We start from the raw sequence: 25063 nt of genomic DNA on the forward strand, positions 1-25063 counted from the left end.
CACGTTGCTAGGATCGGTGCATGGCCGAGCGCGATTACCTGGCAGCCGTCCGCGATCACGTCGTGGTGTTCGACGGGTCGATGGGCGCCCTGCTCGAGGACAAGAACCTCTCGCTCGAGGACGACTACAAGCTCCCCGGGCGCGCCCACGAGGTCCTGGTCCTCAACCGACCGGACGTCATCGAGGAGCTCCACACCACGATGCTCGACGCCGGCGCCACGGTGCTGGAGACCGACTCGTTCCAGGCCTCGCGGTTGAAGCTCGAGGAGTGGGGCCTCGAGGACCACACGCTCGAGATCAACCAGAAGGCCGCCGAGATCGCCCGCAAGGCCGCCGGCCCGGACCGCTACGTCGCCGGCTCGATCGGCCCGACGGGCTACCTGCCGAGCTCGGACGACCCGACGCTCGGCAACATCATGTTCCGCGACCTCGTGAAGGTCTTCGAGGAGCAGTCGCGCGGCCTGATCCAGGGCGGCTCGGACCTCCTGATCATCGAGACCGCGCAGGACATCCTCGAGGTCAAGGCCGCCATCTTCGGTGCCCGCGAGGCGTTCAAGTCGACGGGCATCAAGGTCCCGCTGCAGATCTCGGTGTCGCTGCTGCCCAACGGCGGCAAGATGCTGCTCGGCACCGACATCGCCTCCGTCGTCACGACGCTCGAGGCCCTGAAGGCCGACGTCATCGGGCTGAACTGCTCGACCGGCCCGGAGGACATGCGCGACGCGATCCGCTACCTCGGCGAGTACGCCTCGGTGCCGGTCCACTGCATCCCGAACGCCGGCATCCCGCAGCAGGGCATCAACGGCGAGACCGTCTTCCCCGAGAAGCCGCAGCCCCTGGCCGACGCGCTGGGCACGTTCGTCGACGACTTCGGCGTCGCCATCGTCGGCGGCTGCTGCGGCACCACGCCGGAGCACATCTCCGCGATCGCCGAGCGCGTCGCGAAGACCGACCCGGGCGCCACGGCGTTCAACGTCGGCGCGAACTCGAAGGACAAGCGCGCGATCCAGGTCTCGTCGATGATCGGCGCCGCCGACCTCGTGCAGGAGCCGCGCCCGACGATCGTCGGCGAGCGCGTCAACTCGCAGGGCTCGCGCAAGGCCAAGGAGCTCCTCCTGGCCGACGACTACGACTCCCTCGTCACGATCGCCGAGGGTCAGGTCGAGGGCGGCGCCCACGTCCTGGACGTCTGCGTCGCGCTGACCGAGCGCGCCGACGAGGCCGAGCAGATGCGGCAGGTCGTCAAGAAGATCTCGCTGACGCAGCCCGCGCCGATCCAGATCGACTCGACCGAGCCCGACGTCATCTCCATCGCCCTGGACCAGATCCCGGGCCGCGCGATCGTCAACTCGGTCAACCTCGAGGCCGGCCGCGACAAGATGGACCTCGTCGTGCCGATGGCGCTCGAGCACGGCGCCGCGGTCATCGCGCTGACCATCGACGAGGTCGGGATGGGCAAGACGGTCGAGCGCAAGCTCGAGATCGCCGAGCGCATCCACGACATCGCCGTGAAGGAGCACGGCCTCGAGAACGAGGCCCTGATCTTCGACCTCCTGACGTTCACCCTGACCACGGGTGACGAGGAGTGGCGCGACTCCGCCGTGCAGACGATCGGCGCGATCAAGGAGATCTCGAACCGCCTGCCCGGCGTCAAGACGTCGCTGGGCGTCTCGAACGTCTCCTTCGGCGTCGGCTTGGCCGCGCGCTCGGTCCTGAACTCCGTCTTCCTCTACCACTGCGTCGAGGCCGGCCTGGACCTCGCGATGGTCAACCCCGCGCACATCATCCCGATGGGCGAGATCGACCCGGTCGAGCGCGAGCTGGCCGAGAACCTCGTGTGGAACACGAGCGAGGACGCGCTCGAGAAGTTCATCAACCACTTCGAGTCCAAGGGCCCCGGCGCGGAGGCCGAGGAGAAGGCCGACCCGACGGCGGAGATGGAGCCCGAGGACGCGCTGCACTTCCGCATCCTCAAGCGCAAGAAGCAGGGCGTGGAGGCCGACATCGACCGCGCCGTCGAGAAGCTCGGCGCCGTGCCGACGCTGAACGACGTGCTGCTCCCGGCGATGAAGGAGGTCGGCGACAAGTTCGGCGCCGGCGAGCTCATCCTGCCGTTCGTGCTGCAGTCCGCCGAGGTCATGAAGAAGGCCGTCGCACAGCTCGAGAACTACCTCGAGCGCACCGCGGACTACACGAAGGGCACCGTCGTCCTGGCGACCGTGTTCGGCGACGTGCACGACATCGGCAAGTCGCTGGTCAACACGATCCTCTCCAACAACGGCTACACCGTCGTCGACCTCGGCAAGCAGGTCCCGGTCGGCACGATCCTCGAGGCCGCCAAGGAGCACAAGGCCACGGCGATCGGCCTGTCGGCCCTGCTCGTCTCGACGTCGAAGCAGATGCCGCTGGCGATCCAGGAGCTCCACCGCGAGGGCCTCGACTTCCCCGTGCTGCTCGGCGGCGCGGCGATCAACCGCAACTTCTCCTACCGCGCGCTGCATCCCAACGGGTTCGACGACGACACGACTTACGAGGGCGGCGTCTTCTACTGCAAGGACGCCTTCGAGGGCCTCGGCGTCATGGACCGCATGGTCGACAAGGAGGAGCACCCGCAGATGATCGAGGAGATCAAGGCGGGGGCCATCAAGCTGCGCGACCAGGCGAAGAACGAGGAGGAGCTGCCCGAGACCACCGAGGTCGCGGACTCCCCCGTGGACCGGAACGCACCGGTGCCGGAGCCGCCGTTCTGGGGCGTGCAGGAGGTGCCCGTCGACATGGACGAGCTCTACCACCACCTCGACACGCACGTGCTCTTCAAGCTCCACTGGGGCGGCAAGGGCATCAAGGGCGACGCCTGGAAGAAGCTCATCGAGGGCGATCCGTCCGACCCTGAGTCCGAGGAGGGCTTCCGCCACAAGCTCGAGCGCATGTGGAAGGAGCAGGACTACCTGCGCCCGCGCGCCCTGATCGGGTTCTTCCCCTGCTACGCCGACGGCAACGACGTCGTGCTGCTCGACCCGGAGGACCGGAAGACCGAGATCGAGCGCTTCGTCACGCCGCGCCAGCAGAAGGGCGACCGCATGGCGACGTCGGACTTCTACCGCCCGGGCGTGAAGCAGCCGGACGGCACCGTCGCGCCGCCGGAGGAGCTCGACGTCATCGCCGTGCAGGCGCTGACGGTCGGCGAGGAGGTCACGGAGCTCATGGCCAAGCTGGAGCAGGACGGCGAGTACGCCGAGCAGCTGTTCGTGCACGGCCTCGGCGTGCAGACCGCCGAGGGCCTCTCCGAGTGGCTGCACTGGAAGGTCCGCGAGTGGTACGGCATCCCCGTGACCCAGGGCCGCCGCCTGTCCTGGGGCTACGCGGCGATCCCGGACCAGTCCGAGCACGAGAAGGTCAAGGAGCTCCTCGACATCTCGCAGATCGGCCTGGACATCACCGACGGCTACTCCCCCACGCCGGAGCAGTCGACGCTCGCGATGGTCGTCCACCACCCGCAGGCCACGTACTACGGCATGCGCAACGGGCGGTTCATGAAGGACGGCACGCCCGACGACGTCATCAAGGACACCGAGCGCGACCCGACCCGCATCGAGGCCGACTTCCTCGAGGCCGAGGTCGAGGAGGCTGCCGACACGGTCAACGCGGACGGGACGCCGGCCGCCGCCTGAGGTCCTTGCCGGTGCCCGGACGGGCACCGACGGCGCGTCACCCGCGGCGCCGCCGGCGTCGCGGGACGTCCGGCTGCACCCGCAGCGTCGTCAGCACCGTCGCGAGCATCTCGTAGTGCCCGACGAGCAGGCAGAGCTCGATCGCCTCCCGCTCGCCGAGGTGCACCCGCAGGAGCGCCCACTCCGCGTCGTCCAGGTCGCGGCGCTCGTGGAGCGCATCGACGGTCGCCAGGAGGGTGCGCTCCCGGGAGCTCCACCCCGGGACACCCGGGCCCACGGCCACGCGGCGGAGGTCGTCCGGGTCGAGGCCCGCGCGCCGGCCGAGCCGCTCGTGGTGGGCGACCTCGTACGACGAGCCCGCCAGGTGCGCGACGCGGAGGATCACGAGCTCGGTCTCCCGGCGCGGGAGCAGCCCGCCGGGCATCAGCCGACCGGCGAAGCGGAGCCACCCGCGGAACAGCCGACGGTGGCGACCGAGCGTCAGGAAGACGTTCGGCGGGCCGGTCCCGGCAACGAGGCCGGCGGCGTGCGCGAACGCCCAGCCCGCGGTACCGACGTCCCTCCTGCCGCCGGGGGCGATGCGCGGGCCCGTCGCGGCGCCGGCCGGCCCGGGGGCGCGCTCAGGCACGCATCCGCTCCGGGGCGTCCGGCTGCTCCGTGGTGAACGGCACCCGTTCGTCGCGCGCGATCCGCAGCGCCTCCGGGACCCCGGCCCGGAGCCGCCGCGCGACGACGGCCGTCGCAACCGGTGCGATCGCCCGCACCGCCGGGACCCACGCCGGCGACGCGATCCGCCGGGACCGGCGGGCGATCCCGCGCTCGACGGCATCGACGGCGGGACCGAGCGGTGCGACGCCGGTGAGCGTCAGGCCGGAGAGCGCGGCGCGCGCGGCGTCGGTGTCGAAGCCCCGGCGCGTCATCTCGGTGTCGAGCTCGGCGAACGACGCGACACCGACACGGGCACCCGTGTGGTGGAGCTCTTGACGCAGCGTCGACGCCAGCGCCTCCACCGCGGCCTTCGACGCGCTGTACGCCCCCATCAGCGGCAGGTGCACGACGGCGCCGAGGGAGGAGGTCAGGAGCACGTAGCCGCCCGGGTGCGCGACGTGCGGTCCCGCGGCGTCGATCGTGTTCCCCGTCCCGACGACGTTCACGCGCAGCGTGGTCGCCAGCACGGCGGGGTCGCCGCCGACCAGCGGCAGCTGCCGCCCGATGCCGGCGTTGGCGACGACGACGTCCAGACCGCCCAGGCTGCCCGCGAGGTCGTCGATCGCCGCCCTCGTGGCGTGGTGGTCCGCGACGTCGCAGAACCGCCACGGTGCGTCGCCGGCCTCGGCGGCGGCCTCCTGCAGCCGCTCCGGCTCGAGACCGAGCAGCGCCACGCGCGCCCCGCGCTCGTGCATGTGGACGGCCAACGCTCGTCCGATGCCGCGGCCGCCGCCGGTGATCAGCACCCGACGACCGGCGAGAAGCGGGGTGGTGCGGCACAGCATGCGGGCACCGTAGCACTCGTGTACGTCGTCGTTCACGGAACGCAGGGTCGGTCCGATGACCCGACGATCCGGTGGTTCGTGGGTTTCCACTGCTAGCGTGGCCGCGTGCCCGACAGCGTCGCGCCCGACCCGCGCTCCCCGGACCGCCGTGACGACGACCCCACCGTCGACCGCCTGCCCCGTGGCCGGCACGGCCTCTCGCGCGAGGAGGTCGTGCGGTCGCAGCGCGAGCGGATCATCCACGGCATGGCCGGCGCGATGGCCGTGGACGGCTACGTGGGGACGTCGGTGACCGCGATCCTCAAGCGCGCCGGGGTCTCGCGACAGACGTTCTACGAGCAGTTCACCTCGAAGGAGGAGTGCTTCGCCGCGACCTACGCGTGGGCGGTGGAGATCGTCCTCGCGCAGACCACGCGGGCCGCGGAGGCCGGAGGCCCCGGCGCGGATCCGGGCGACCGCGTCGACCGGATGCTCGAGTCCTACCTCGGTGGGCTCGCGTCGAAGCCCCAGTTCGCCCGGGTCCTCCTGATCGAGACCTACGCCGCCGGACCGACCGCGCTCCAGGCCCGGATCGCGCTGCAGCGGCGCTTCGTCGAGGTCCTCGGCGGCATCCTCGGCGCCACGACCCCGGAGGACCTGTTCAGGTGCGAGGTCCTCGTCGGCGCGATCAGCTCGCTGGTCACCGCCCGGCTCGCGACCGGCGACACCGACGGGGTGCTGGCGCTGCAGGAGCCGCTGTCGCGCCTGCTGCGGCGCGAGGCGGCCGCGTTCGGCGCGGGCTGATCTACGGGATCAGCGCCGGCGCGACGCCGCCGTCGACCTTGAGCGCGGCACCGGTCGTCGCGGAGGACGCCTCCGAGCCGACGTAGTGCACGAGGCTCGCGACCTCCTCCGGGCGGATCAGGCGCCCCAGGAGCGAGGTCGGGCGCTCCTCCGCGATGAACCGGCGCTCGGCCTCCTCGAACGAGACGTCGTCGCCGACGCGGTCGCGGATGAACTCCTCCACGCCGGGGGTCAGCGTCGGCCCCGGGAGCACGGTGTTGACGGTGACGCCGGAGCCCGAGAGCTCCTGCGCCATGCCGCGGGCGACCGCGAGCTGCGCGGTCTTCGTCATCCCGTAGTGGACCATCTCCGTCGGGATCAGGACGGAGGACTCGCTGCTGATGAAGACCACGCGCCCCCACCCCCGCTCCGCCATGGCGGGCGCGTAGAGGCGGGCCAGCCGGACCCCGCTGAGGACGTTGACCTCGAAGAACCGGCGCCACTCCTCGTCGGGGATCTCGAAGACCGGCTGCGCGGCGAAGATCCCGAGGTTGTTGACGAGGACGTCGACCGCGGGCTCCGCGTCGAGCAGCCGCTGCGCACCCTCCTCCCCCGCGACGTCCGCGGCGACGGGCACGACCTCGCCGGCGCCGCCCGCGGCCTCCCGGACCCGGACGGCCGCGGCCGCGGTGCGCGCCTCGTCGCGGCCGTTGACGATCACGCGGTCGCCGCCCCGGGCGAACGCGACGGCGATCGCCTCGCCGATGCCGGCGGTCGATCCGGTGACGAGGACGGTGCGGGGGCTCTGCGGGGGCATGGGGCTCCTGGCGCGGGCACGGGCGGCCGGCGCGGATCGGGGAACGTCCTCCCGACCGTAGAGGACCGCTCCGCCGGGCCCGGGGCGGCGGGGATCCCGGCCGCCGTCCGTGCGACCCTCGACCGATGCGCCCGCCGCTCAGCAAGGACACCCGCCTCTGCATGTCGCTCTCCGGCCGGCCGGGGTCGTTCGGCACGCGGTTCCACAACCACCTCTACGACCAGCTCCGGCTCGACCTCCTCTACAAGGCCTTCACGACGACGAACCTGCCCGCCGCGATCGGCGGCGTCCGGGCGCTCGGGATCCGCGGGTGCGCGGTCTCGATGCCGTTCAAGGAGGACGTGATCGCCCTCGTGGACGAGCTGCACCCGTCCGCGGAGGTGATCGCGTCGGTGAACACGATCGTCAACGACGACGGGCACCTGCGCGCGTTCAACACGGACTTCATCGCGGTCGCGACGCTGCTGCGTGAGCGCGAGGTCCCGACCGGCGCCCCGGTGCTCCTGCGGGGCAGCGGCGGGATGGCGAAGGCCGTGGCCCACGCGCTGCGGGAGGGCGGGTTCCGGACCGGGACCGTCGTCGCGCGCAACGCGACCGCCGGACGCGCGCTCGCCGACGGCGCCGGGTTCGACTGGGCCGCGGAGACGCCGGCGGTGGGCGGTCCCGCCCCCGTGCTCGTGAACGCGACGCCGATCGGCATGGAGGGCGGAGACGAGTCGCGCGACCTGCCGTTCCCGGCCGAGCTCGTCGACGGCGCCGCCGCGGTGTTCGACGTCGTCGCGCTGCCGCCGGAGACCCCGCTGGTCCTCCGGGCCCGGGCGGCGGGCGTCCCGGTCATCACGGGAGCCGAGGTGATGGTGCTCCAGGCCGTGGAGCAGTTCGTGCTCTACACCGGCGTGCGACCGACCGACGAGCAGGTCGCGGCCGCGGCGGCGCACGCGCGGGGCTGAGGCGGCGGGTCCCTCAGTCGGCGCGCGAGGCGGTCTCCAGGGCGACCTCGGCCGCGCGGGCCGGGTCCTCCCAGAAGAACAGGTGCCCGGCACCCTCGAAGGTCTCGAGGGTCGCGCCGGGGACCGCCTCGGCGACCTTCAGGCCGTTCGGGTACGGCAGCAGGAGGTCCTCGGTGCCGTGCGCGACGGTCGTCGGCACCGCGATGCGGCCGAGCCGGTCCACCGTGTCGTGGGTCCCGATCGCCTGCATCTGCTCGGACAGGATCCGCAGCGTCACCCGGTTGGCGAGCGTCGCCTCGGAGAACTCCTCGAAGCGGTCCTGCCGCTCCTCGGCGAACGCCCGCGAGACGTTGATGCCCCAGCTGGCGCGCAGCGCCTGGCCGGTGTCGCCGCTCTGCAGCGCGGACACGAGACCCGCCATGTCGGACTGCGCCATCCACGTGGCGGCCGACGCACCGGCCGTGGTGCAGCCGAGGACGAGGGAGCGGACCCGGCCGGGATGGCGGAGCGCGAGCTCCTGGGCGGTCATGCCGCCCATCGAGATGCCGAACACGTCGACCGGACCGTCGATCCCGAGGGCGTCGAGCGCGGCGGCCTGGGCGTCCGCCAGGTCGACGATCGAGAACTGCTCCCGTGAGCGGCTCGACCCGGCGACCCCGACGTGGTTGACGGTGATGACCCGGCGACCGGCGGCGACGAGCCGCTCGAGGAACGGCAGGCCCCAGTGGGCGTGGGTGCCGGAGAGCCCGTGGATGAGGAGGAAGGGCTCGCCCTCACCGAGCTCGAGCACCGTGCGGTGCGTGCCGTCGGCCAGGTCGATGCGTCGCGTCTCGTACGGGAGGGTCACTGATCCGAGCTCGCTCTGCATGGGCGGTCAACAGTAGATGAGCACCCACGCCGCGAACCCGGTTCCGGACCCGCCTCCCGGACGTCCGGCGGGGTCGTCGTGCGCCACGATCCGCCTGCGTCCACCGCGAGCGGCGCGGCGTGTGCGGGGGGTCACGGTGCGGTGCCGGGTCACCGAGTCACCGGGTCAGCGCGAGCCGGCGGGTCCGGGGGCCCGCGCCGTCGGAGGTGGCCGTCGCGACGACGGTCAGCCGGCGGGTCCGGCGCAGCAGCGCGCGCCCGTCGGAGGTGGGCCGGACGTGCAGCGTCGCCGTCCGGCCCGCCTCGACCGCGTAGGTCGTGCTCAGGACCACGAACGTGCCCCGTCGGCGGCCGAGCGTCGCGCGCGTCGCCGTCCGGACGCGGACCGACCCGGCGCACGGTGTCGACCCCTTCGGGCACGACACCGTCGCTGCGACGCTGCCGCCCTTCAGGCGCAGAGCCTTCGCAGAGACCGCGACCGTGCGCGCGGGCATCGTCCTCGGTGTCGTCGGCACCGGCGTCGTAGCGGCCGGCGGCGCGGTCGTCGCGGGCGGGGCCGTGACCGTCGCCGGGGGTGCCGCGGTGGTCGTCACCGGCGGGCCCGGGTCGATCGGCGCCGGGGCGACGTACGCCTCGGCCGCCGCCCGGTCGAGGAGGTGCCGGCGCACGACGGTGCCGTACGTCGCGGTCGGGGTGCCGCCGTAGTCCTCGATCACCGCCGGACTGGTGCTGCAGTTCCAGCTCGGGAGGCGCCCGACGGGCTTCGTCTCGTTCCACGTCCAGGCGAGGTAGGAGATCCCGCCGCGTGCCCCGGACCTGGGGCCCTGGGCATCGGCCCACGTCATGTAGCGCTCCACGTACGCCCCGGCGCAGTCGAACTGCCCGATCTCCCCCGTCACCACCGGGTGCCCGGCCGCGAGGATCGGGGCGACCTGCTGGTTCCAGCACGTCTCGTACGCGCACCGGGTCTGCGGCGGCGCGTACGCGTGGAAGGAGGCGACGAGCCCACCGTCCGGGTCGGTCGGCAACGAGGACAGCCAGCCGCTGGCGCCCGACACGAAGGTGCTCGCATATCCGAGCCCGCCGAGCAGGATCGGCTGGTGGGCGCCGGCCTGACGGATGCTGGTGACGAGCTGCTGCATCCCGGCGGCCTGGTACGCCGGCGTGGGCGTCGAGGTGGGCGGTGGGTCCGTGGACGCGGGATCGGCGGGCGGGTCCGCGGGGTCCGCCGGATCGAGCAGGCAGCCGTTCCGCCAGCACGCCCACCGCTGTGCGTCGGTGTCACGGACGCCGTCGTCGCCGATGTCGTCGCTGTGCCGCGCGTCGAAGGCGCCTCCCGTGGTGAGCGTCTCGTCGATGAACGGCTCGTTGTAGGCGTCGAAGACGACGTTGGTCCGGAGCCTGAAGCGGTCCGCGACCTGGGACCAGAAGATCGGGGCCCCTTGGGCGGCGGGCAGCGGCCACAACGTGCCGTCGAAGTTCGGGCTGGCGGAGGTGGATGCGACGTGCAGCGAGAGGATCGCGACGATCCCGTGGGCCTTCAGCTGGTCGACGTACTGGGCGATCGCGGTCTGGTACGCCGCACCCGAGAACCGTGTCTGGAGCCCCGGGCGCCCGAACCAGCAGGACTCGCTGAGGGGGATCCGCACCGCGTTGATGCCCCAGGACTCCATCGCCGTGAGCATCGATTCGGGTTGCGTGACGTTCGCGGCCGCGTACGACGGTCCGTCGAAGATCGAGAACCCGTTGACCGTGGTCGCCGTGCTCCCCGGGACGGTCGGGTCGGCCGGGGTCGTGATCGGCTTCGAGCAGGCGAACTCCGTCCCGGAGCGGTTCACGCCTCGCAGCTGGAGCGGGGCGCGGTCCGTGCGTGAGGCGTCGACCAGCCGGCCGGACTCGACGCGCGGCTCCGGTGCGGACGGCGTCGCGGCACCGGCCGGGCCCGCAGTGACGAGCAGCACGACGAACGCGAGCGCGGCGACGAGACGGGCTGGGCGGGACATCCCCACCAGTATCGGCCGCAGGTTCGGAACCTGCGCCGGACGGCGGTCCGACCGGACGGGTGTCCGCAAGAGGTCCGACGTCCCTCGGGCGCCCGACGGCCCGAACCGGCGCGCCGTCACGCGCCCGGACCGCCTACGACTCGATCTCGACGCCGCTGCCGGCGTGCACGCCCTTGGGCAGCGGCGGCAGGTCGACGGGGCTGGCGTGCAGCGCCCGCGTCTTGATGTCGCGCCAGGTGACGCCCTCGCCGAGCATCGCGGGCATGCCGAGCGCGAGCGCTGTCGCGACCTCGACGGCCTGCAGGATGATCCCGTAGCCCAGGGCGTCGGCGTAGCTGACGCCGTAGCCGGCGCCGAGCACGGTCACGCACGCGGCCTGGAAGACGCCGAGGTTCGACGGCGTCAGCGGCAGCACGGCCGTGACGTTGACGGCGAAGAGCACGGCCGCGGCGGCGCCCAGGCCCTCGTCGATGCCGAACGCCTTCAGGAGCAGGAAGCAGGAGATCCACTGCAGGACCCACGCGAACAGCTGCGCGCTGACCGCGATCGCCCCGAGCCGCGGGCTGCGGAAGACCCGCAGGCCGGCGCGCAGCGAGTGCGCGAAGTCGCGGAGCTTCGTCTGGATGCGGTGCAGGCGGCCGCTGCGGTCGCTGGAGCCCCAGCGGACGCGGAGCAGCACCGGGCCGAACAGCAGGACGAGGAGGATGGCCGCCGGGGCGATCGCCAGCGTGACGAGCGCGCCGTCGTGGCCGCGGAAGATCTTGATCGAGCTGACCATCACGGCGCCGAGGAGGATCAGCGCGAAGACGTTCATCAACGTCTGGGAGACGAGCGTGCCCACCACGACGGGCAGGCGCTCGCGTGGTCGGCCGATGCGCCGGGCCATGATCAGCGCACGCGACGGCTCGCCGAGGCGGGCCGGCAGCGTGGCGGACATCATCACCCCGATGGCGGTGGCCCGGAAGGTCTCCATCCGGGTCATCGCGGCCTCGGGGATGGCCGCGCGGAGGATCGCGTGCCAGGAGATCGCGCGGAAGCCCATGGAGAGGGCCATCACGGCGAGGGCGAAGAGGACCCAGACGGGCGAGCTGCGCAGCAGGCTGTCGCCGATGCTCTCGAGCCCGATGCGGTTGAGCGCGACCGCGCCCATGCCGACGGTCGCGGCGACGCCGAGGCCGACGAGGCCGCGGCGGGCGAGGCGCCGGCGCTTCTGCGAGCGCTCGTCGCGGGTCGGCGGCTCGGTCGGGGCGTCCGGCCGTGGCATGCGACGGGCGGGGACCGCGGGGCGACCGTCGGCGGGCTTGAGGCCCCGGTGGACCTGGAAGCGCTCGAACGCGCCCTCGGGCTCCGGGGCCGTCTGGGCGTCCTCGTAGACCGTCGCGACGCGCGCGGCGATGCGGGACCACTCGTACTTGTGGGCGGAGCGCGCGGCGACCTCGCTCATCGTCCGGCGGCGCGCGGGGCGGAGGGCGAGATCGCGGAGGGCGTGTGCGAGTGCGAGGGCGTCGCCGGGCGGGACGAGGATGCCGTCGCGGCCGTGGTCGACGACGTCGCGGTAGCCGACGATGTCGGACGCGACGACCGGGACGCCCTGGGCGAAGGCCTCCGTCAGGACCATGCCGAAGCTCTCGCCGCCGAGCGACGGGGCGCAGAGGACGTCGCAGTCGGCGAGCTCGCGGTGCTTCGTGTCGTCGTCGACGCGGCCGAGGACGCGGACGCCCTCCATGCGGTCGTCGAGCGCGAGGCGGCGGACCTCCTGCTCCTCCGGGCCGATCACGACGAGCTCGACGGGCAGCTGCTCGCGCAGGGCGTCGAACGCGCGGAGCAGGACCGGGAGGCCCTTGCGCTCGACGGCCTGGCCGACGAACGCGATCTTCATCGTGCCGGGCGGGCGCAGCGGGCGCTCGCGGGACGCCTGCTCGGGCTCGAGCAGGTCGACGCCGTTCGGGATCACGCGGTAGCGCCCGCCGTAGTACCGCTGCCCGGTCCACGCGGCGGCGTCGGAGACGGCGATGCGCTCCGTCAGGCGGTTCAGGCGACGACGGGCGCCCGCGACGACGCCGAGCCCGTTCGTGAGGTTGTTCGTCGAGTAGCAGTGGAACGTGCCGACGAGCGGGGCCGCGCGGCAGCCGAGCAGCGTGTACCAGCCGAGCAGCGGGGCGTGGGGCTCGTGCAGGTGGATGACGTCGTAGCCGCCGGCGTCGAGCTCGCGCCGCAGGAGCGACACGGACGCGGGGCTGATCGAGAGATTGGAGACGCCACCGTTGGCGGGGATGCCCACGGTGCGACCGAGTGGCACGAGCCACTCCGGTGGAGTGCGTTCCTGGGGCGGGGCACCTTTGTGGAGCCGGGTGGCGAGACGATCGGGCGGATCGAACGGCGCGAGCACCCGGGCGTCGTGCCCCTGCTCGCGAAGTTCCCGCCCGAGTGCCTCGATGTGCCGGGCCACGCCCCCGGGATACGTCCACGAGTACGGCGAAACCAGCGCAACGCGCATTACCGGCACAGTACACGCGACAGGGGACGGGGGAACACCGGCTTCCGGGGGGTTCCCCGGATCGTCACCGGGCCGACCACGCGGAAGCCCTGTGAACACCGTGCGATCGGGGCTCGCACGGGCCGGAACGGGCACTCCGCCGGATGGCGCACAGACGCTCCTGCGGGCGCGACGCCACCCGGCGCCCGGGTGGCCGGCTCACCCGGGCGGCGCCGAGGCCGCACCGTCGTCCGACGGCTCCCGGCAGTCCGCGGGCAGCGCCGGCGCGGGCGCGGCCGGGTCCCGTGCGCCGCCCCAGGCCGCCCAGACCCCCGCGACCGGGAACGTCCGCGTGAGCCCCTCGTCGAGGAGGCCGGTCGGGAACGCCGGGTCCTCGCGCACCGCGTACTGGAACGCGGCCGTGACCCGGGGCTCGTGGTACCAGTGATCGAGCTGGCGGTCCATCAGCCGGCACTCGGCGCGCAGGGTCGACGCCGACGTGTCGCGCTTCCCGCCCGCCCGGGGCGACCCGACCGCGGTCTCGGTGATCCACGCGGGGCGGTCGTCCAGGCACCGACGGCGGTCGAGCTCGGCGAGCCCGGCGGCGACGGGTTCGCCGCGGCCGCTGCGGGGCCGCGCCTCGAAGTACCCGTGGAGCGACACGACGTCGGCGCGGCAGAGCACGTCGTCCGGCAGCGCGCGGAGGAACTCGTCCGACGGCACGGACCGCGGTGCCGGGGCGGCCCAGGCCGCGAGCTCGCCGACGACGAGGCGGTCGTCGCGGGCGGCCGAGCCGGCCGGGGCCGCGGCGCGCAGGCGGTGCAGCTCGCCGTCCATCGCGACGACGAGGCGCCCGAACTCCGCGGGCGAGCGGGGCGCGGCGTCGACGGCGCACGACGCGCGCTGCGGATCGAGGAAGTACGGGGCGTTCGGCTCGTTCCACGGGGTCCAGTCGGCGCCGTCGATGCCGGCCGCGCGCACGGCCTCCCAGACCCGGGCGACGGCCGCGCGGTACGCGGGCTCCTTCCCCGGCGCCAGGGGTCGGGCGCCGTCGCGGGCCTTCGCGGCGTCGCAGCCCGTGCCGGGTGCGCCCGCCCAGGTCGGCATGCCCCAGAAGCTGATGAGGGGCCGGTAGTGCCCGGGGTGCGCGACCTGCGCCGCCTTGAGCGCCCCGAGCGTCCGCGCGAGGCTGATCGGGCCGGAGCAGGGCTTGGCGCTCTCGCGCCCGCACCCGTCGCCGATCACGCGGGCCGGGTCCAGCGGCGTGGCGGCGTCGGGCTGGAGGAGGTCCCAGCGCACGTCGACGCGGACGAACCGCGCGGCGATGCGGTCGGTGACCGCCTGGGCGGCCGAGAAGTCCGGGACCGGCGTGGCCGGCGGGGTGAGCGCGCCGGCGTCGGTGGTGACGAGCCCGACGGCGAGCGTCGGGGGCCGGACCTCGCGGTCCGGGGCGGCGCGGTCGGCGGCGGGTGGCGGGTCGCCGCCCTCGTCCGGCGCCGTGGCGCGGCCGACGAACGCGCCGATCGCCAGCAGGAGGAGCGCGGCGAGCGCCAGGGTCGCGACCCGGCGACGGCCGGGGGCGGACGACGACACGCCGCCCACGCTAGCGAGCGGCGGCGGGTGGGCGCGGCGGTGCCGCGCCCGGGCGGGTCAGACCGCCGAGACCTCTTCCTCGTCCTGCACGCGGAACGACGAGCCGCAGCCGCAGGCGGCCGTGACGTTCGGGTTCTCGACCTTGAAGCCGGCGCCGGTCATGGCGTCGAGGTAGTCGATCGTGGAGCCGGTGACGTACGGGAACGACTGGCGGTCGCAGAGGACCGTGATGCCACCCGAGGTGAAGGTCATGTCGCCGTCGCGCTTCTCGTCGAAGGCGAGGACGTACTGGAAGCCCGAACAGCCGCCGCCGCGGACGCCGACGCGCAGACCGGCCTCGCCCTCCTGCGGGTTGCTGTCGAGGAACTCGCGGACCTTCTCCGCGCCCTTGTCCGTGATCGTGATCATGCGTGGTCCTCCGAAGCGGTGTGGGGCCTCTGGGCCCCAATGCTTCAACAAGTGTAGCGACCCCGGACCCCGGTCCGGCAGCGTCCGTCGGTCACCGCGTCCGCGGGCGATCCCGGCGCCGCGACGGCTCCTCCCCCGGCCAGGGGCGGCGCCGCACCGCACCCCCGCGGGGCCGGGCCCCCGGCCCGCTACCCTTGGCGGAATGCCCAGTGCCGAGGACATCAAGCAGCGCATCGAGGCCGCGCTCCCGGACGCCTCCGCCCAGGTCGAGGGCGCCGACGGCGTCCACTTCCAGGCCGTGGTGACGTCACCGGCGTTCGCGGGCAAGACCCGCGTCGCCCAGCACCGGATGGTGATGGACGTCTTCGCCGGCGAGCTCGGCGGCTCGATCCACGCCATGGCCCTCACCACCAAGACCCCGTCCTGAAGGACAGCGACATGAGCGAGAACCAGCTCCGCGACGCCATCTCCGAGGCGATCACGGACAACGAGATCATCCTCTTCATGAAGGGCACGCCCGAGCAGCCGGCGTGCGGCTTCTCCGCCCGCACCGTCGGGGTGATGCAGGCGCTCGACGTGTCGTTCGCGAGCGTCGACATCCTCCCCGACCCGCGGATCCGCCAGGAGCTCTCGGCGCTCTCGCAGTGGCCGACGATCCCGCAGCTCTTCGTCCGCGGTGAGCTCGTCGGCGGGTGCGACATCGTGATGGAGATGTACGAGAGCGGCGAGCTCGCCGGGCTCGTCGGCGCGGAGGCCGCGGCCCCCGCCGCCCCGGAGGCGCCCGACGCCCCGGTCGGGCAGGACGGGCTGCTGCAGCCCGAGAACCGGCTGGCCTGAGCCACGGGCGGCGGGGTCGTGCCGGGTCGCGCCCCACGCCGCGCCCTCCCGCTGGTCGCCGCGCTCGCCGCGCTGCCGGTCGGTGTGGCCCTCCTCGCGCCGTCGGGCACCGCGGCCGGCGCGGGGGGCCGCGCGACGACCTGCCCCGCCGTCGCGGGTGCCGCCGCCCTGCCGACGGCCGACGCCGTGCTCGGGCGTCCGCTCGACGCCGCGCCCCTCTCCCCCGAGGACGCCGACCGCTATCTCCTCGCCCTCGACGCCGCGTCCGCGCGGATCGTGACGGGCGTCGCCGGGCGCTCGGTCCAGGGCCGGCCGCTGCGGTACGCCCTGGTCGGCGACCCGCGCGCGCTCGCGCCCGCGAGGCGTCGTGCGATCTCCGCGGCGCTGCGGGCCGTCCGGCGCGGGGATCTCGACACCCGGGCGGTCGACCGCGCCGCCGCCGGCCCCGCCGTCGTCTGGATCGGCGCCGGGGTGCACGCCAACGAGCCGTCGGGCACGACCGCGTCCCTGGCGCTGCTCCGGCGCCTGGGCACCGACGACTCGTGCGCGACCCGGCGCACCCTCCGCGCGACCCTCGCGGTGGTCGTGCCGGACCAGAACCCCGACGGTCGCGCGATCGGCACCCGGACCAACGCCGCCGACGTCGACCTCAACCGCGACTGGTTCGCCGGCAGCCAGCCGGAGACCACGGCCCGCACCGAGCTCCTCTCGCGGTTCCCGCCGACCGTCGCCCTCGACGCCCACGAGCAGACCGGGACGGGGTACTTCGTCCCGCCGTACGCCGCGCCCGTGGTCGCCGGGCTCCCGCACGCGACCCGGCGCCTGGCCGACCGCACGGTGAGCGGCGCGATCGACCGCGCCCTCGGACGCATCGGGACGACCCCCGACCACGGGGACTACGACCTGCTCTTCCCCGGCTACGCCGACTCGGCCACGAGCCTCCTCTTCGGCGCGGGCGGGATGACCCTCGAGCAGGGCTCCGACGTCCCGCTCCCCGAGAAGGCCCGCCGCCACGAGACCGCCATGCTCGCCGCGCTGGAGGCCGTCGGGCGCCGCCCCGAGGCCGCGATCCGCGACTGGGCGGCGGGGTTCGCCGCCGCCGAGCGCGCCGGGCGCGAGGGTCGGGGCACCGTCGGCGACCGGTCCTTCGGCTGGGCGCTCAGGACCGACCACCACGGCGCGGACGCGACCGCCCTGGCGCTGCGGCTGCGCCGGCAGGGCGTGCACGTGCGCGTCCTCCGTCGTCCCGCGCGCCTGCGGCTCGATCCGCTGGGGCCCGCGCCGACCGCGGCGACGACGCTGCCCGCGGGGACGATCGTCGTGCCCGCCGCCCAGCCGCTCGCGCGGTGGGCGGACGTCCTGCTCGGCCGCGACGCCGACGAGGCCGGCGCCGCGTCGGCGGGTGCGGACACGTGGTCGGTGCCCCGGGCCGCCGGCGTCGACGCCGCCGTGGTCCGCTCGCCGCTGCCGACCGACGACCTCGCCCGGTTCGGTGGCCCCGCCACGTCGCCCGCGGCGTCCGGGTCCGCGGTCGCGTTCGACGCCGACAGCGCCGCCGGGTCCCGGGCGGCGCTCGCCGCGCTCGCCGCCGGGCGTCCGGTCACCCGCACCACGGGCGGCAACTTCCGCACGAGCGCAGACCCCGCGTGGTCGGCGGCCGCGGCGGCGGCCGGCGTCGAGGTCCGCGCGTCCGGCGGGCCCGCGGCCGGCGACGTCGCCGTCCCGCCCGTGCACGTCGTCGTCCCGGAGGACCCGACGCCCCTGATGACCGGGACCCCGGCGCAGCTCCCGGTCCAGGACCGTCCGGAGGGCTGGGTGACCGGGGCGCTCCGGGCCGGGCACGCCGCGCCGACCGTCGTCACCGGTGCCGCGCTCGCCGCGGGAGTCCCGTCGGGCACGACCCACCTGGTCCTCGGGCCCGCCGCGCTGACCGGCGGCGCGACCCCCGAGGTCCGCGCGTCGGTCGACGCGTTCGTGCGCGGAGGCGGGACCGTCGTCGCGCTCGGGGCGCAGGGCGTCGCCGCGACGCGGGCGCTGGGCCTCAGCGGCGTGACCACCGAGCCGGCCCCCGGATCCGGTGCGGTGGCGGTCCGCGCGGTCCCCGGCGCCGACCGGGTGGGGCACGCGATCGGCTCCCCGACGTCGGTCACGATCGCGGGGGAGCCGCTGCTGTCCGCCCCCGCGGGCGCCGCGGTGTCGCTCCGGGCCGGCACCGGGGACGCGCTCGCGCCGTCCGGTGCCGCCGGGGCCGGGCGCGGCCTGGCGGGACGCCCGCTGGTCGTCGACGAGACCGTCGGTGCGGGCCACGTGCTGAGCGTCGGCTTCTCCCCCGCGTTCCGCCGCCAGTCGGACGGCGGCGAGCACGTCCTCCTGGCGCTGCTGCTCGCCGGGCGCTGAGGACCGGCCCGGCCGCGGTGCCCACCGGCCGGCGCGCGCCCGCTGCTACCGACGGTCGGATCGCGGGTCGCGGGCGCGCCGCACCGCCCCGGGCTCCGCCCAACCGACCATCTAGGCTGGCGGGATGTCCGTCGCGGTCGTCACCGATTCCACGCACTACCTCCCCCGGGAGCTCGTCGCCGAGCACGGGATCCACGAGGTCAGCCTGTACGTGACGCGCGGCGAGAGCGCCGAGCGGGAGCTCGACATCACCGACCTCGACGCGTTCTACGCCGGGCTCCGCGACCAGCAGGACCTGCCGTCGACGTCGCAGCCGTCGCCGGGCGACTTCCTCGCGGTCTACGAGCCGCTCCTGGCCGCCGGGCACGACATCGTGTCGATCCACCTGGCCGGCGGCATCTCGGGGACCTACGAGGGCGCGCGACAGGCCGCGGAGATCGCGGTCGAGAACGCCGGTGGGAGCGCCCGCATCGAGGTCGTCGACTCCCGGCTGGCCTGCGGCGCGCTCGGGTTCCCGGTGCTCGCCGCCGCCGCGGTCGCGACGGCCGGCGGCGACCTCGACTCGGCGGTCCGCCGCGCGAACGAGACCGTCCAGAACATGCAGCGCAAGTTCGTCTTCGCGGTCGACACTCTCGAGTACCTGCGGCGCGGCGGGCGCGTCGGCAGCGCCCAGGCGTGGATCGGCGGGGCCCTGAAGATCAAGCCGATCCTCACGTTGGACGGCGAGATCACGCCGATCGAGAAGGTCCGCACGTCGCGCCGGGCGTTCGACCGGATGGTCCAGGTCGCCGAGGCCCTGAAGGCCGACGGGAAGGACGTCTGGTGCGTCCAGCACATCCAGGCGCCCGGCGAGGCCCGTCGCCTGGCCGACGCCGCGGAGGCGGTCATCGGGACCCCGCCGCTCTTCATCAGCGAGGTCGGCCCGGTGATCGGCGCGCACGTGGGCCCGGGCCTGCTCGGGGTCGGCGGCGTGCCGGCCTCGCTGTTGCAGGGCTGAGCACGACCGCGGCCCGCTCGAAGAGCGGGCCGCGGAGGTCCCCGTGCGCCTCAGGTGCGTCCGCTACCGGCGGCGGAGGAGGCCCGTGAGGCCGCCGATGCCGCCCGCGAGGACGAAGCCCGCGACGGCGACGCCGATCACGGCCGCCTTCTGGTTGCGCCGGACGTGACCGCGCCAGTCGGAGAGCTCCGTGACGTCGCTCTTGAGGAGCTCGATGGAGTTCGTGAGCTCCTTGCGGTTCTCCTCGAGGGAGCGCCGGATCTCCTCCGGCGTGCGGCTAGGACTCATCGGAGCCTCCCTTGGGGGTGTCACCGGCGTCGGACGACCCGTCGGCCTTCGGGGCCTCGGGCTTCGGGGCCCCCGTCTTCGGGGCGTCGGCCTTCGGCTCGTCCACGCTGGTGGGGAGCACCGTGGCGACGGGCTTCTGCACCGCGGAGGTCGAGGCCTCAGGCGCGGCGGGCTTCGGCGGGGCGGACGACTCGGCGCGGCGGGCGCCCGGGGTGCCGAGCGTCCGCGACGGGCCGTGCTGCGGCTCGGGCGGCTGCCTCGCCGCCGCGCCCTGCACGCTCTCGCGGATCAGCTTGGCCTCGTCGATCGCCATCGTCGGGACCGGCGGGGCGCCCTTCTTGACGAACTTCCAGGCCAGGAACCCACCGACACCGGCGAGCACGAACAGGAGGAGCGCGGTGATGAAGTAGCCCCAGAAGATCTGGTCGCCCGGGAATCCGAACGCGTACCAGAAGAAGAACGACAGGCCGTGCAGGAAGAACAGGCCGCCGAGCGCGATGAAGACGCCCGCCGCGCCGCCGACGGCGACGCCGCGGCCGATCGAGCCGACCTTCTGCGCGACCTCGGCCTTCGCGAGCTCGATCTCGTCGCGGACGATGTGCTGCGACCGCTCCGTGACGTTGGCGAGATGCTCGACGACGGACTTCAGCGAGGCCTCGCGCGCGGCGTCGTCGCGCCGCCGCTGGTCAGCGCCGCGCAAGGGTCCGGAGGAGGATCGCGGTCAGCACGCCGCCCGCGAGGGCGGCGCCGAGGAGGACCTCGGGACGGTCCTCGGGGGCCAGGCCCCAGAGGTTCGAGATGTCGTTCGTCGGCTCGGGGCCCGTGGTGGCGGCGGCCGCGGTGGCGGCGGGGTCGCCCCACTGCGGCGGCAGGCCGGCCGCGGGCGGCGTCTTCCACGCCGGGGGCTCCGACGGGGACGGCGCGCCGGCGGGCGGGACGGAGGCCCCGGACGGTGCGGCCCCGGTGGCCTTCGAGGGCGCGGGCTCCGGCGGGTCCGCGGGCTTCGGCGTCACGATGGGGTGCGACGTCGTCGCGGCCGCAGCCGGAGGGGCGTCGACCTGCGGCGCGGAGCCGGTGGTGGCCGCTGCGGCCTCCGGCTCGTCGTCGGCCGCGGGCTCGTCGGTCGCCTGGGGGGCCGACCCCGTCGTCGGGGCGTCCTCCCCCGCGGTCGCGGAGGGGGCGGGCTCCTCGTCGGGCTCGAGCGGGCCGCTGATCGGCTCGACGCCCTCGGGCTGCACCGCGGCGAACTCCGTCGTGGGCGGGACGGGCTGCTCCGCGGAGGGCACCCACCCGCCCTCGTCGTCCGTCTTCTCGGTCTTGTCGCTCACTCGGGCGGCTCCTCTCCGAACACACGGCGCCAGATCAGTGCGGCCACGCGCTGCGCGACCAGGCTGCTGGCGACACCGAGGCCGGCGACCAGGCCGGACCAGGCGAGTCGCTTGACGAGCTCGTTCTCCATGACGTCGATCCTACCCGTGGGTACGGCGAAGCACACTCGCGACGGTGCGGTCGCGGTCCTGATCCACCCGGCCGCGGGGGCCCGCGACGCCCCGCGCGTGACCGGGGTCACGGGTGCGCGAGCTACCGGCGGTCGGAAATCCGGCGGGTGCTCAGCGCGGGTCGAGGCCGCCGCAGATCGTCTCGACGAGGTTCGAGACGGCCGCGCGGCGGTCGTCCGGCGTCGACGGCGCGGTGTCGAAGATCCACGACGTCAGGACCTGCTCGATGCCGCCGTAGAAGACGATCGCGGCGAACGACGGGGGGATGTCGCCGCGCAGTTCGCCCGACTCCTGCGCCCGCTCGACGATCCGGGCCAGGCCGGCGTGGGCGTCCTGGATCGTCGCCCAGTGCTTGCGCCCGAAGGTGTTGGCCTGCCGGGTGACCTCGACGATCACGACCTGCATGACGTCCGGGTGACGCCCGTAGCTCTCGACGATGAACGTCGCGACCTTCGCCAGGCGGTCCCGGACGCTCAGCGCGTCGTCCCCGGCGGCCTCCTCGATCACCTCGAGCATCAGCGCCCAGCGCTCGAGGAAGACCTCGTCGAGGATGCCGTCCTTGCTCTTGAAGTAGTGGTAGACGAGGCCGTAGGCGACCCCGGCCTCGTCGGCGATGTCGGAGACGCGGCAGTGGTTGAAGCCACGCTCGGCGAAGACGCGGACCGCGGCGTCGAGGATCGCGCGGCGCTTCTCGGCGCTCGCGGCGGTGGTGCGGGGCGGCATCAGCGGCCCTCCCCGGACCGGACGGCCTCGTCGGGCGCGGCGACCGGCCAGGCCGCGGCGAGGTCCCCCGACTCCTCCGCCGCCAGCGCGGCGGCGACGTCCGCGCGGCGCTGACGCAGCACGGGCAGGCCCTCGCGGACCTCGTCGACCCGGCCCAGGTCGAGGTCGGCGACGACGACCGCCTCGTCCACGTCCGGGGCCTCCGCGAGGACCGTGCCCCACGGGTCGACGATCATCGACCGGCCGCCGGAGCGGATCCCCGGCGCGTGCTCGCCGTGCTGGTTGGCGGCGAGGACGAACGCCCCGTTCTCGATCGCCCGCGCGCGGAGCAGGACCTCCCAGTGCGCGGCGGTCGTGCGCTCGGTGAACGCCGCCGGCACGGTGATGATCCGCGCGCCCCGGACGGCGAGCGCGCGGTGGAGCTCCGGGAATCGCAGGTCGTAGCAGACGGTCATCCCCACGCCGGTCGCCGCGTCATCCGCCAGGGCGGAGACGACGAGCCCGTCGCCCGCGATCTCGCGGTCGGACTCGCGGTACCGGCGGCCGGCGACGTCCGCGTCGAAGAGGTGGAGCTTCCCGTAGACCGCCAGTCGCCCGTCGGGGGCGGCGTGGAGCGCCGTGTTCTGCTGACGGCCGTCGGCCCGCGTGATCGCCACGGAGCCCGCGAACAGGTCGATGCCGAGCTCGACCGCGATCCGCCGGGCCCACGTGACGGCCGGGCCGTCGAGCGGCTGGGCCCCCGCGGCGACGTCGGCGTCGCGCCCGCAGACCAACCACTTCTCGGGCAGCAGGACGACCCGGGCGCCCGCGCCGGCGGCGCGGCGGACCAGCCGGTCGGCCACGGCCTGCGCGGCCGCGACGTCGGAGGTGGCGAGGAGTTGGACGACGGCAGCGCGCACGGTGAGGGAGGACGGTCGGTTGATTGACCAGTCAATCGGGAACTATATCCGCTCCGCGCCCGCGCGTTCCGGGCGCCGCCAGGGTCCCAGATCGGCCCGGGCCCCGCCACGGCCGGGTCGAGCATGGCGGGCGGCCACGGGAGGCCGCCGTCAGTCCGTGCGGCGCTCGCGCTCGAGCTCGCGCCGCAGCACGTGGCCGTGGACCGCGCCCACGAGCTCGCGGAGCGGGTCGGTGGCCGACAGCATCAGCTCGACCGCGCGCTCGGGGTCGACGTCGCGGTCGACCATCCGGTGCAGGAACGTCTGGGTCTCCTCACGCACCAGCGGCTCCAGCGCCTCGACGTACCGCAGCGCGTCGTAGACCGTGAAGCCGAGCTCGTCGCCGAAGCCCGTGTCGCGGAACCGCAGGAACGCCTGGACGATCCGGACCTCGTCGGGGTCGTAGCCGCGCACCCCGTCCCCCATCACCCGCAGCTCGGCGAACTTGTCGAGCACGGACGCCGGTACCCCGGTCGACGCGATCAGGTCCGCGCGGGGCGTGAGCTCGTCGCCGTCGCGCCGGGACAGGGCCCGCTCGATGATCTCGTCGCGGCGCCCCACGAGCTCCCGCGCGCGGTCCGGCCCGTCGGAGAGGACCTCGCGGATCGCGCGCAGGGGCATGAAGCGCTCCTCCTGCAGGCGCCGCACCAAGCGGATCCGCTCGACGAACGCCGGCGGGTAGTACGCCATGTTCCGGGAGGTCCGGACGATCGCGACGCCGTTCTCGGCGTCTGATTCGCTCTCGAGCAGCCCCTCGCGCAGGTAGTGCTTGACGGTCGCGGGGCTGACGCCCGCCTGGTCGGCGAGGTCCCCCATCCGCAGGAGGCCCGTGATGTCGGGTGCCTCGGCGCTCATCCCTTCAGCGTCCCCGCCGCCCCGGACGCGACGAGCTCCGCGATCCGGGCGTCGTCGAACCCGGCCTCGCGCAGCACCTCCTCGGTGTGCTCGCCGAGCCCCGGGGCCGGGCGCCGGTGGACGTCGCCCGGGGTGCCCGAGAGCTTGATCGGCACGCCGAGCGCCCGGACCGGCGTGGTCGCCCCCGGCTGGTCGAGCTCCACGACCATCTCGCGCTCGCGCACGAGGCCGGACTCCAGGGCCTCCTCGAGCTCCCACACCGGCTCGAGGCACGCGTCGTGCTGCTCCCCGAACGCCGCCCACTCCGCGCGGGTCCGCGAGCGCGCGATCTCGGCGACCTGGGCGTGCGCGTCGGAGCCGGGCGGGTCGAACTGGTGCGGGACGAGGTCGGTGCGGTCGACGCCGGTGCAGAACGCGAGCCAGAACTTGGGCTCCAGCGCACCGATCGTGATCCACCCGTCCTGGCACTCGTACGGCAGGTAGCAGAGGTGCCTGCCGGTCAGCAGCGTGTGGCCGCGCCGCGGCTTCTCGCCCTGCAGCGCGGCCGCGGACTCCATCGCCGTCCACGAGAGCGCGCCGTCGGTCATCGACACGTCGACCGACTGGCCCTCCCCCGTCCGCTCGGCGTGCCGCAGCGCGGTGAGGATCCCGATCACGGCCATCTGCGCCCCGCCGCCGAGGTCGGCGACCTGCACGCCGCCGAGCACCGGGGCGCCGTCGCGATTGCCGTTGAGCGCGAAGACGCCGCCGAGCGCCAGGTAGTTCATGTCGTGCCCGGGCCGCTGGGTCAGCGGGCCGGTCTGCCCGAACCCGCTGATCGCGCAGTGGACGATCGCCGGGTTGCGGGCGCGGAGCGCGTCGAGGCCGAGGCCGAGGCGCTCCATGACGCCGGGCCGGAAGGACTCGAGCACGACGTGGGCGTCGTCGACCAGGGCGAGCAGCGCCTCGCGGCCCGCCGGCGCCTTCAGGTCCAGCCGGATCGACCGCTTGTTGCGGTTCAGCGCGATGAACGGCGCCGACTTCGCGGACTCCGCCACGCCGTCGACGTACGGCGGGGCCGCCCGCGCGTAGTCGCCCGCCCCGGTGTCCTCGACCTTGACGACGTCGGCGCCGAAGTCGGCGAGGAGCAACGACGCGAACGGTCCGGGGAGGAGACGGGAGAGGTCCAGGACGCGGACGCCCTCGAGCGGGAGCGAGGTCATGAGGAGGTCGAGGGTACTACCTCGCACGGTGTCGGAGGTTCTACCTCTCACTTCCGACGGGGAGCGTGCGCGGGAACCGGTCGAGGCGGGGCGGGCGGGCGGGGCGGTCGGGGCGCCGGCCGGGCGGACGAGATCCGGCGGGGTGCGCGAGCGCACGCCGGGCCGGGGCGACCGGCGGACTGGCGCGCATTGCTGCGGCGGGGGCGCAGGAACGAACGCCAGGGCCGGGTCGGCCGGCAGGCCGGCGCGCATTGCTGCGGCCGGAGCGCAGGAATGAACGCCGGCTC

At 74.6% G+C, this 25063-nt stretch carries 23 protein-coding genes; 7 read left to right on the top strand and 16 right to left on the bottom strand.

Going from position 1 to position 25063, the window contains the following annotated elements:
• The first annotated feature begins 20 nt into the window (after nucleotides 1–20).
• Complete coding sequence (locus PATMI_RS0125150) at nucleotides 21–3671, top strand: methionine synthase (RefSeq protein ID WP_026912906.1); 3651 nt, start codon at nucleotides 21–23, stop codon at nucleotides 3669–3671.
• A 37-nt stretch (nucleotides 3672–3708) separates the two neighbouring features.
• On the opposite strand, the gene PATMI_RS0125155 is transcribed toward PATMI_RS0125150, so the two are convergent.
• On the bottom strand, nucleotides 3709–4299 hold the full coding sequence (locus PATMI_RS0125155; protein WP_051472268.1) for a carboxymuconolactone decarboxylase family protein: 591 nt from the start codon (nucleotides 4297–4299) through the stop codon (nucleotides 3709–3711).
• Nucleotides 4292–5164, bottom strand: coding sequence for an SDR family NAD(P)-dependent oxidoreductase (locus PATMI_RS0125160; RefSeq protein ID WP_026912908.1), 873 nt, complete (start codon nucleotides 5162–5164; stop codon nucleotides 4292–4294). The genes PATMI_RS0125155 and PATMI_RS0125160 overlap by 8 nt, the downstream gene beginning before the upstream one ends.
• A gap of 105 nt (nucleotides 5165–5269) precedes the next feature.
• Here PATMI_RS0125160 and PATMI_RS0125165 point away from each other — a divergent pair, with 105 nt between their 5' ends.
• Nucleotides 5270–5947, top strand: a complete 678-nt coding sequence (locus PATMI_RS0125165; protein WP_245604291.1) for a TetR/AcrR family transcriptional regulator — start codon at nucleotides 5270–5272, stop codon at nucleotides 5945–5947.
• A gap of 1 nt (nucleotide 5948) precedes the next feature.
• On the opposite strand, the gene PATMI_RS0125170 is transcribed toward PATMI_RS0125165, so the two are convergent.
• A complete protein-coding gene (locus tag PATMI_RS0125170; RefSeq protein WP_026912910.1) occupies nucleotides 5949–6743 on the bottom strand; it encodes an SDR family NAD(P)-dependent oxidoreductase in 795 nt (264 codons plus the stop codon).
• A gap of 125 nt (nucleotides 6744–6868) precedes the next feature.
• Here PATMI_RS0125170 and PATMI_RS0125175 point away from each other — a divergent pair, with 125 nt between their 5' ends.
• Nucleotides 6869–7693, top strand: a complete 825-nt coding sequence (locus tag PATMI_RS0125175; protein ID WP_026912911.1) for a shikimate 5-dehydrogenase — start codon at nucleotides 6869–6871, stop codon at nucleotides 7691–7693.
• Nucleotides 7694–7706: 13 nt separating this feature from the next.
• On the opposite strand, the gene PATMI_RS0125180 is transcribed toward PATMI_RS0125175, so the two are convergent.
• From PATMI_RS0125180 to PATMI_RS0125200, 5 genes are all read right to left on the bottom strand, one after another.
• Entirely contained in the window at nucleotides 7707–8561 is an 855-nt protein-coding gene (locus tag PATMI_RS0125180) for an alpha/beta fold hydrolase (protein WP_084270243.1), read from the bottom strand.
• A 157-nt stretch (nucleotides 8562–8718) separates the two neighbouring features.
• Nucleotides 8719–10563 carry a glycoside hydrolase family 5 protein gene (locus PATMI_RS0125185; protein WP_026912913.1) on the bottom strand — a complete coding sequence of 615 codons (1845 nt, stop codon included), beginning with the start codon at nucleotides 10561–10563 and terminating at the stop codon, nucleotides 8719–8721.
• Nucleotides 10564–10696: 133 nt separating this feature from the next.
• Nucleotides 10697–13012, bottom strand: a complete 2316-nt coding sequence (locus tag PATMI_RS0125190) for a lysylphosphatidylglycerol synthase domain-containing protein (RefSeq protein ID WP_245604294.1) — start codon at nucleotides 13010–13012, stop codon at nucleotides 10697–10699.
• A 246-nt stretch (nucleotides 13013–13258) separates the two neighbouring features.
• Nucleotides 13259–14632: a hypothetical protein gene (locus PATMI_RS0125195; RefSeq protein WP_026912915.1), complete on the bottom strand. Its 1374-nt coding sequence runs from the start codon at nucleotides 14630–14632 to the stop codon at nucleotides 13259–13261.
• Between the two features lie 57 nt (nucleotides 14633–14689).
• Nucleotides 14690–15040, bottom strand: a complete 351-nt coding sequence (locus tag PATMI_RS0125200) for a HesB/IscA family protein (RefSeq protein WP_026912916.1) — start codon at nucleotides 15038–15040, stop codon at nucleotides 14690–14692.
• 202 nt (nucleotides 15041–15242) lie between these two features.
• Between PATMI_RS0125200 and PATMI_RS0125205 the strand changes: the two genes are divergently transcribed.
• From PATMI_RS0125205 to PATMI_RS0125220, 4 genes are all read left to right on the top strand, one after another.
• A complete protein-coding gene (locus PATMI_RS0125205; protein ID WP_026912917.1) occupies nucleotides 15243–15467 on the top strand; it encodes a BolA family protein in 225 nt (74 codons plus the stop codon).
• 11 nt (nucleotides 15468–15478) lie between these two features.
• Complete coding sequence (gene grxD / locus PATMI_RS0125210) at nucleotides 15479–15877, top strand: Grx4 family monothiol glutaredoxin (RefSeq protein ID WP_026912918.1); 399 nt, start codon at nucleotides 15479–15481, stop codon at nucleotides 15875–15877.
• A gap of 18 nt (nucleotides 15878–15895) precedes the next feature.
• A complete protein-coding gene (locus PATMI_RS0125215) occupies nucleotides 15896–18274 on the top strand; it encodes a M14 family zinc carboxypeptidase (protein ID WP_026912919.1) in 2379 nt (792 codons plus the stop codon).
• Between the two features lie 124 nt (nucleotides 18275–18398).
• Complete coding sequence (locus PATMI_RS0125220; RefSeq protein WP_026912920.1) at nucleotides 18399–19271, top strand: DegV family protein; 873 nt, start codon at nucleotides 18399–18401, stop codon at nucleotides 19269–19271.
• A 63-nt stretch (nucleotides 19272–19334) separates the two neighbouring features.
• Here PATMI_RS0125220 and PATMI_RS0125225 read toward each other — a convergent pair whose 3' ends face one another.
• The 8 genes from PATMI_RS0125225 to PATMI_RS0125260 all read right to left on the bottom strand — a co-directional run bounded on the left by PATMI_RS0125225 (nucleotide 19335) and on the right by PATMI_RS0125260 (nucleotide 24776).
• Nucleotides 19335–19559 carry a hypothetical protein gene (locus tag PATMI_RS0125225; RefSeq protein ID WP_036726407.1) on the bottom strand — a complete coding sequence of 75 codons (225 nt, stop codon included), beginning with the start codon at nucleotides 19557–19559 and terminating at the stop codon, nucleotides 19335–19337.
• On the bottom strand, nucleotides 19549–20259 hold the full coding sequence (locus PATMI_RS0125230) for a phage holin family protein (RefSeq protein WP_026912922.1): 711 nt from the start codon (nucleotides 20257–20259) through the stop codon (nucleotides 19549–19551). Before PATMI_RS0125230 ends, PATMI_RS0125225 begins: the two co-directional genes overlap by 11 nt.
• Complete coding sequence (locus tag PATMI_RS33245; protein ID WP_036726408.1) at nucleotides 20246–20887, bottom strand: hypothetical protein; 642 nt, start codon at nucleotides 20885–20887, stop codon at nucleotides 20246–20248. The genes PATMI_RS0125230 and PATMI_RS33245 overlap by 14 nt, the downstream gene beginning before the upstream one ends.
• Nucleotides 20884–21018: a DUF4235 domain-containing protein gene (locus PATMI_RS37060; protein ID WP_157260974.1), complete on the bottom strand. Its 135-nt coding sequence runs from the start codon at nucleotides 21016–21018 to the stop codon at nucleotides 20884–20886. The genes PATMI_RS33245 and PATMI_RS37060 overlap by 4 nt, the downstream gene beginning before the upstream one ends.
• A 151-nt stretch (nucleotides 21019–21169) precedes the next feature.
• Entirely contained in the window at nucleotides 21170–21781 is a 612-nt protein-coding gene (locus PATMI_RS0125245) for a TetR/AcrR family transcriptional regulator (RefSeq protein ID WP_026912923.1), read from the bottom strand.
• Nucleotides 21781–22680 (bottom strand): nitrilase-related carbon-nitrogen hydrolase, encoded by a 900-nt coding sequence (locus PATMI_RS0125250; protein WP_026912924.1) that lies wholly within the window; start codon nucleotides 22678–22680, stop codon nucleotides 21781–21783. Before PATMI_RS0125250 ends, PATMI_RS0125245 begins: the two co-directional genes overlap by 1 nt.
• Before the next feature lie 150 nt (nucleotides 22681–22830).
• Entirely contained in the window at nucleotides 22831–23574 is a 744-nt protein-coding gene (locus PATMI_RS35485) for a MerR family transcriptional regulator (protein ID WP_051472270.1), read from the bottom strand.
• Complete coding sequence (locus PATMI_RS0125260) at nucleotides 23571–24776, bottom strand: CaiB/BaiF CoA transferase family protein (protein WP_026912925.1); 1206 nt, start codon at nucleotides 24774–24776, stop codon at nucleotides 23571–23573. The genes PATMI_RS35485 and PATMI_RS0125260 overlap by 4 nt, the downstream gene beginning before the upstream one ends.
• Between the last annotated feature and the right edge of the window lie 287 nt (nucleotides 24777–25063).

The sequence above is a fragment of the Patulibacter minatonensis DSM 18081 genome (assembly GCF_000519325.1).
Classification (GTDB): Bacteria; Actinomycetota; Thermoleophilia; order Solirubrobacterales; family Solirubrobacteraceae; genus Patulibacter; species Patulibacter minatonensis.

Coding starts and splice junctions, on each gene's coding strand:
- PATMI_RS0125150 (WP_026912906.1), top strand. CDS start 21: ATGGCCGAGCGCGATTACCTGGCAGCCGTCCGCGATCACGTCGTGGTG.
- PATMI_RS0125160 (WP_026912908.1), bottom strand. CDS start 5,164: ATGCTGTGCCGCACCACCCCGCTTCTCGCCGGTCGTCGGGTGCTGATC.
- PATMI_RS0125170 (WP_026912910.1), bottom strand. CDS start 6,743: ATGCCCCCGCAGAGCCCCCGCACCGTCCTCGTCACCGGATCGACCGCC.
- PATMI_RS0125175 (WP_026912911.1), top strand. CDS start 6,869: ATGCGCCCGCCGCTCAGCAAGGACACCCGCCTCTGCATGTCGCTCTCC.
- PATMI_RS0125180 (WP_084270243.1), bottom strand. CDS start 8,561: ATGCAGAGCGAGCTCGGATCAGTGACCCTCCCGTACGAGACGCGACGC.
- PATMI_RS0125185 (WP_026912913.1), bottom strand. CDS start 10,563: ATGTCCCGCCCAGCCCGTCTCGTCGCCGCGCTCGCGTTCGTCGTGCTG.
- PATMI_RS0125200 (WP_026912916.1), bottom strand. CDS start 15,040: ATGATCACGATCACGGACAAGGGCGCGGAGAAGGTCCGCGAGTTCCTC.
- PATMI_RS0125205 (WP_026912917.1), top strand. CDS start 15,243: ATGCCCAGTGCCGAGGACATCAAGCAGCGCATCGAGGCCGCGCTCCCG.
- grxD (WP_026912918.1), top strand. CDS start 15,479: ATGAGCGAGAACCAGCTCCGCGACGCCATCTCCGAGGCGATCACGGAC.
- PATMI_RS0125220 (WP_026912920.1), top strand. CDS start 18,399: ATGTCCGTCGCGGTCGTCACCGATTCCACGCACTACCTCCCCCGGGAG.
- PATMI_RS0125225 (WP_036726407.1), bottom strand. CDS start 19,559: ATGAGTCCTAGCCGCACGCCGGAGGAGATCCGGCGCTCCCTCGAGGAG.
- PATMI_RS37060 (WP_157260974.1), bottom strand. CDS start 21,018: ATGGAGAACGAGCTCGTCAAGCGACTCGCCTGGTCCGGCCTGGTCGCC.
- PATMI_RS0125245 (WP_026912923.1), bottom strand. CDS start 21,781: ATGCCGCCCCGCACCACCGCCGCGAGCGCCGAGAAGCGCCGCGCGATC.
- PATMI_RS35485 (WP_051472270.1), bottom strand. CDS start 23,574: ATGAGCGCCGAGGCACCCGACATCACGGGCCTCCTGCGGATGGGGGAC.
- PATMI_RS0125260 (WP_026912925.1), bottom strand. CDS start 24,776: ATGACCTCGCTCCCGCTCGAGGGCGTCCGCGTCCTGGACCTCTCCCGT.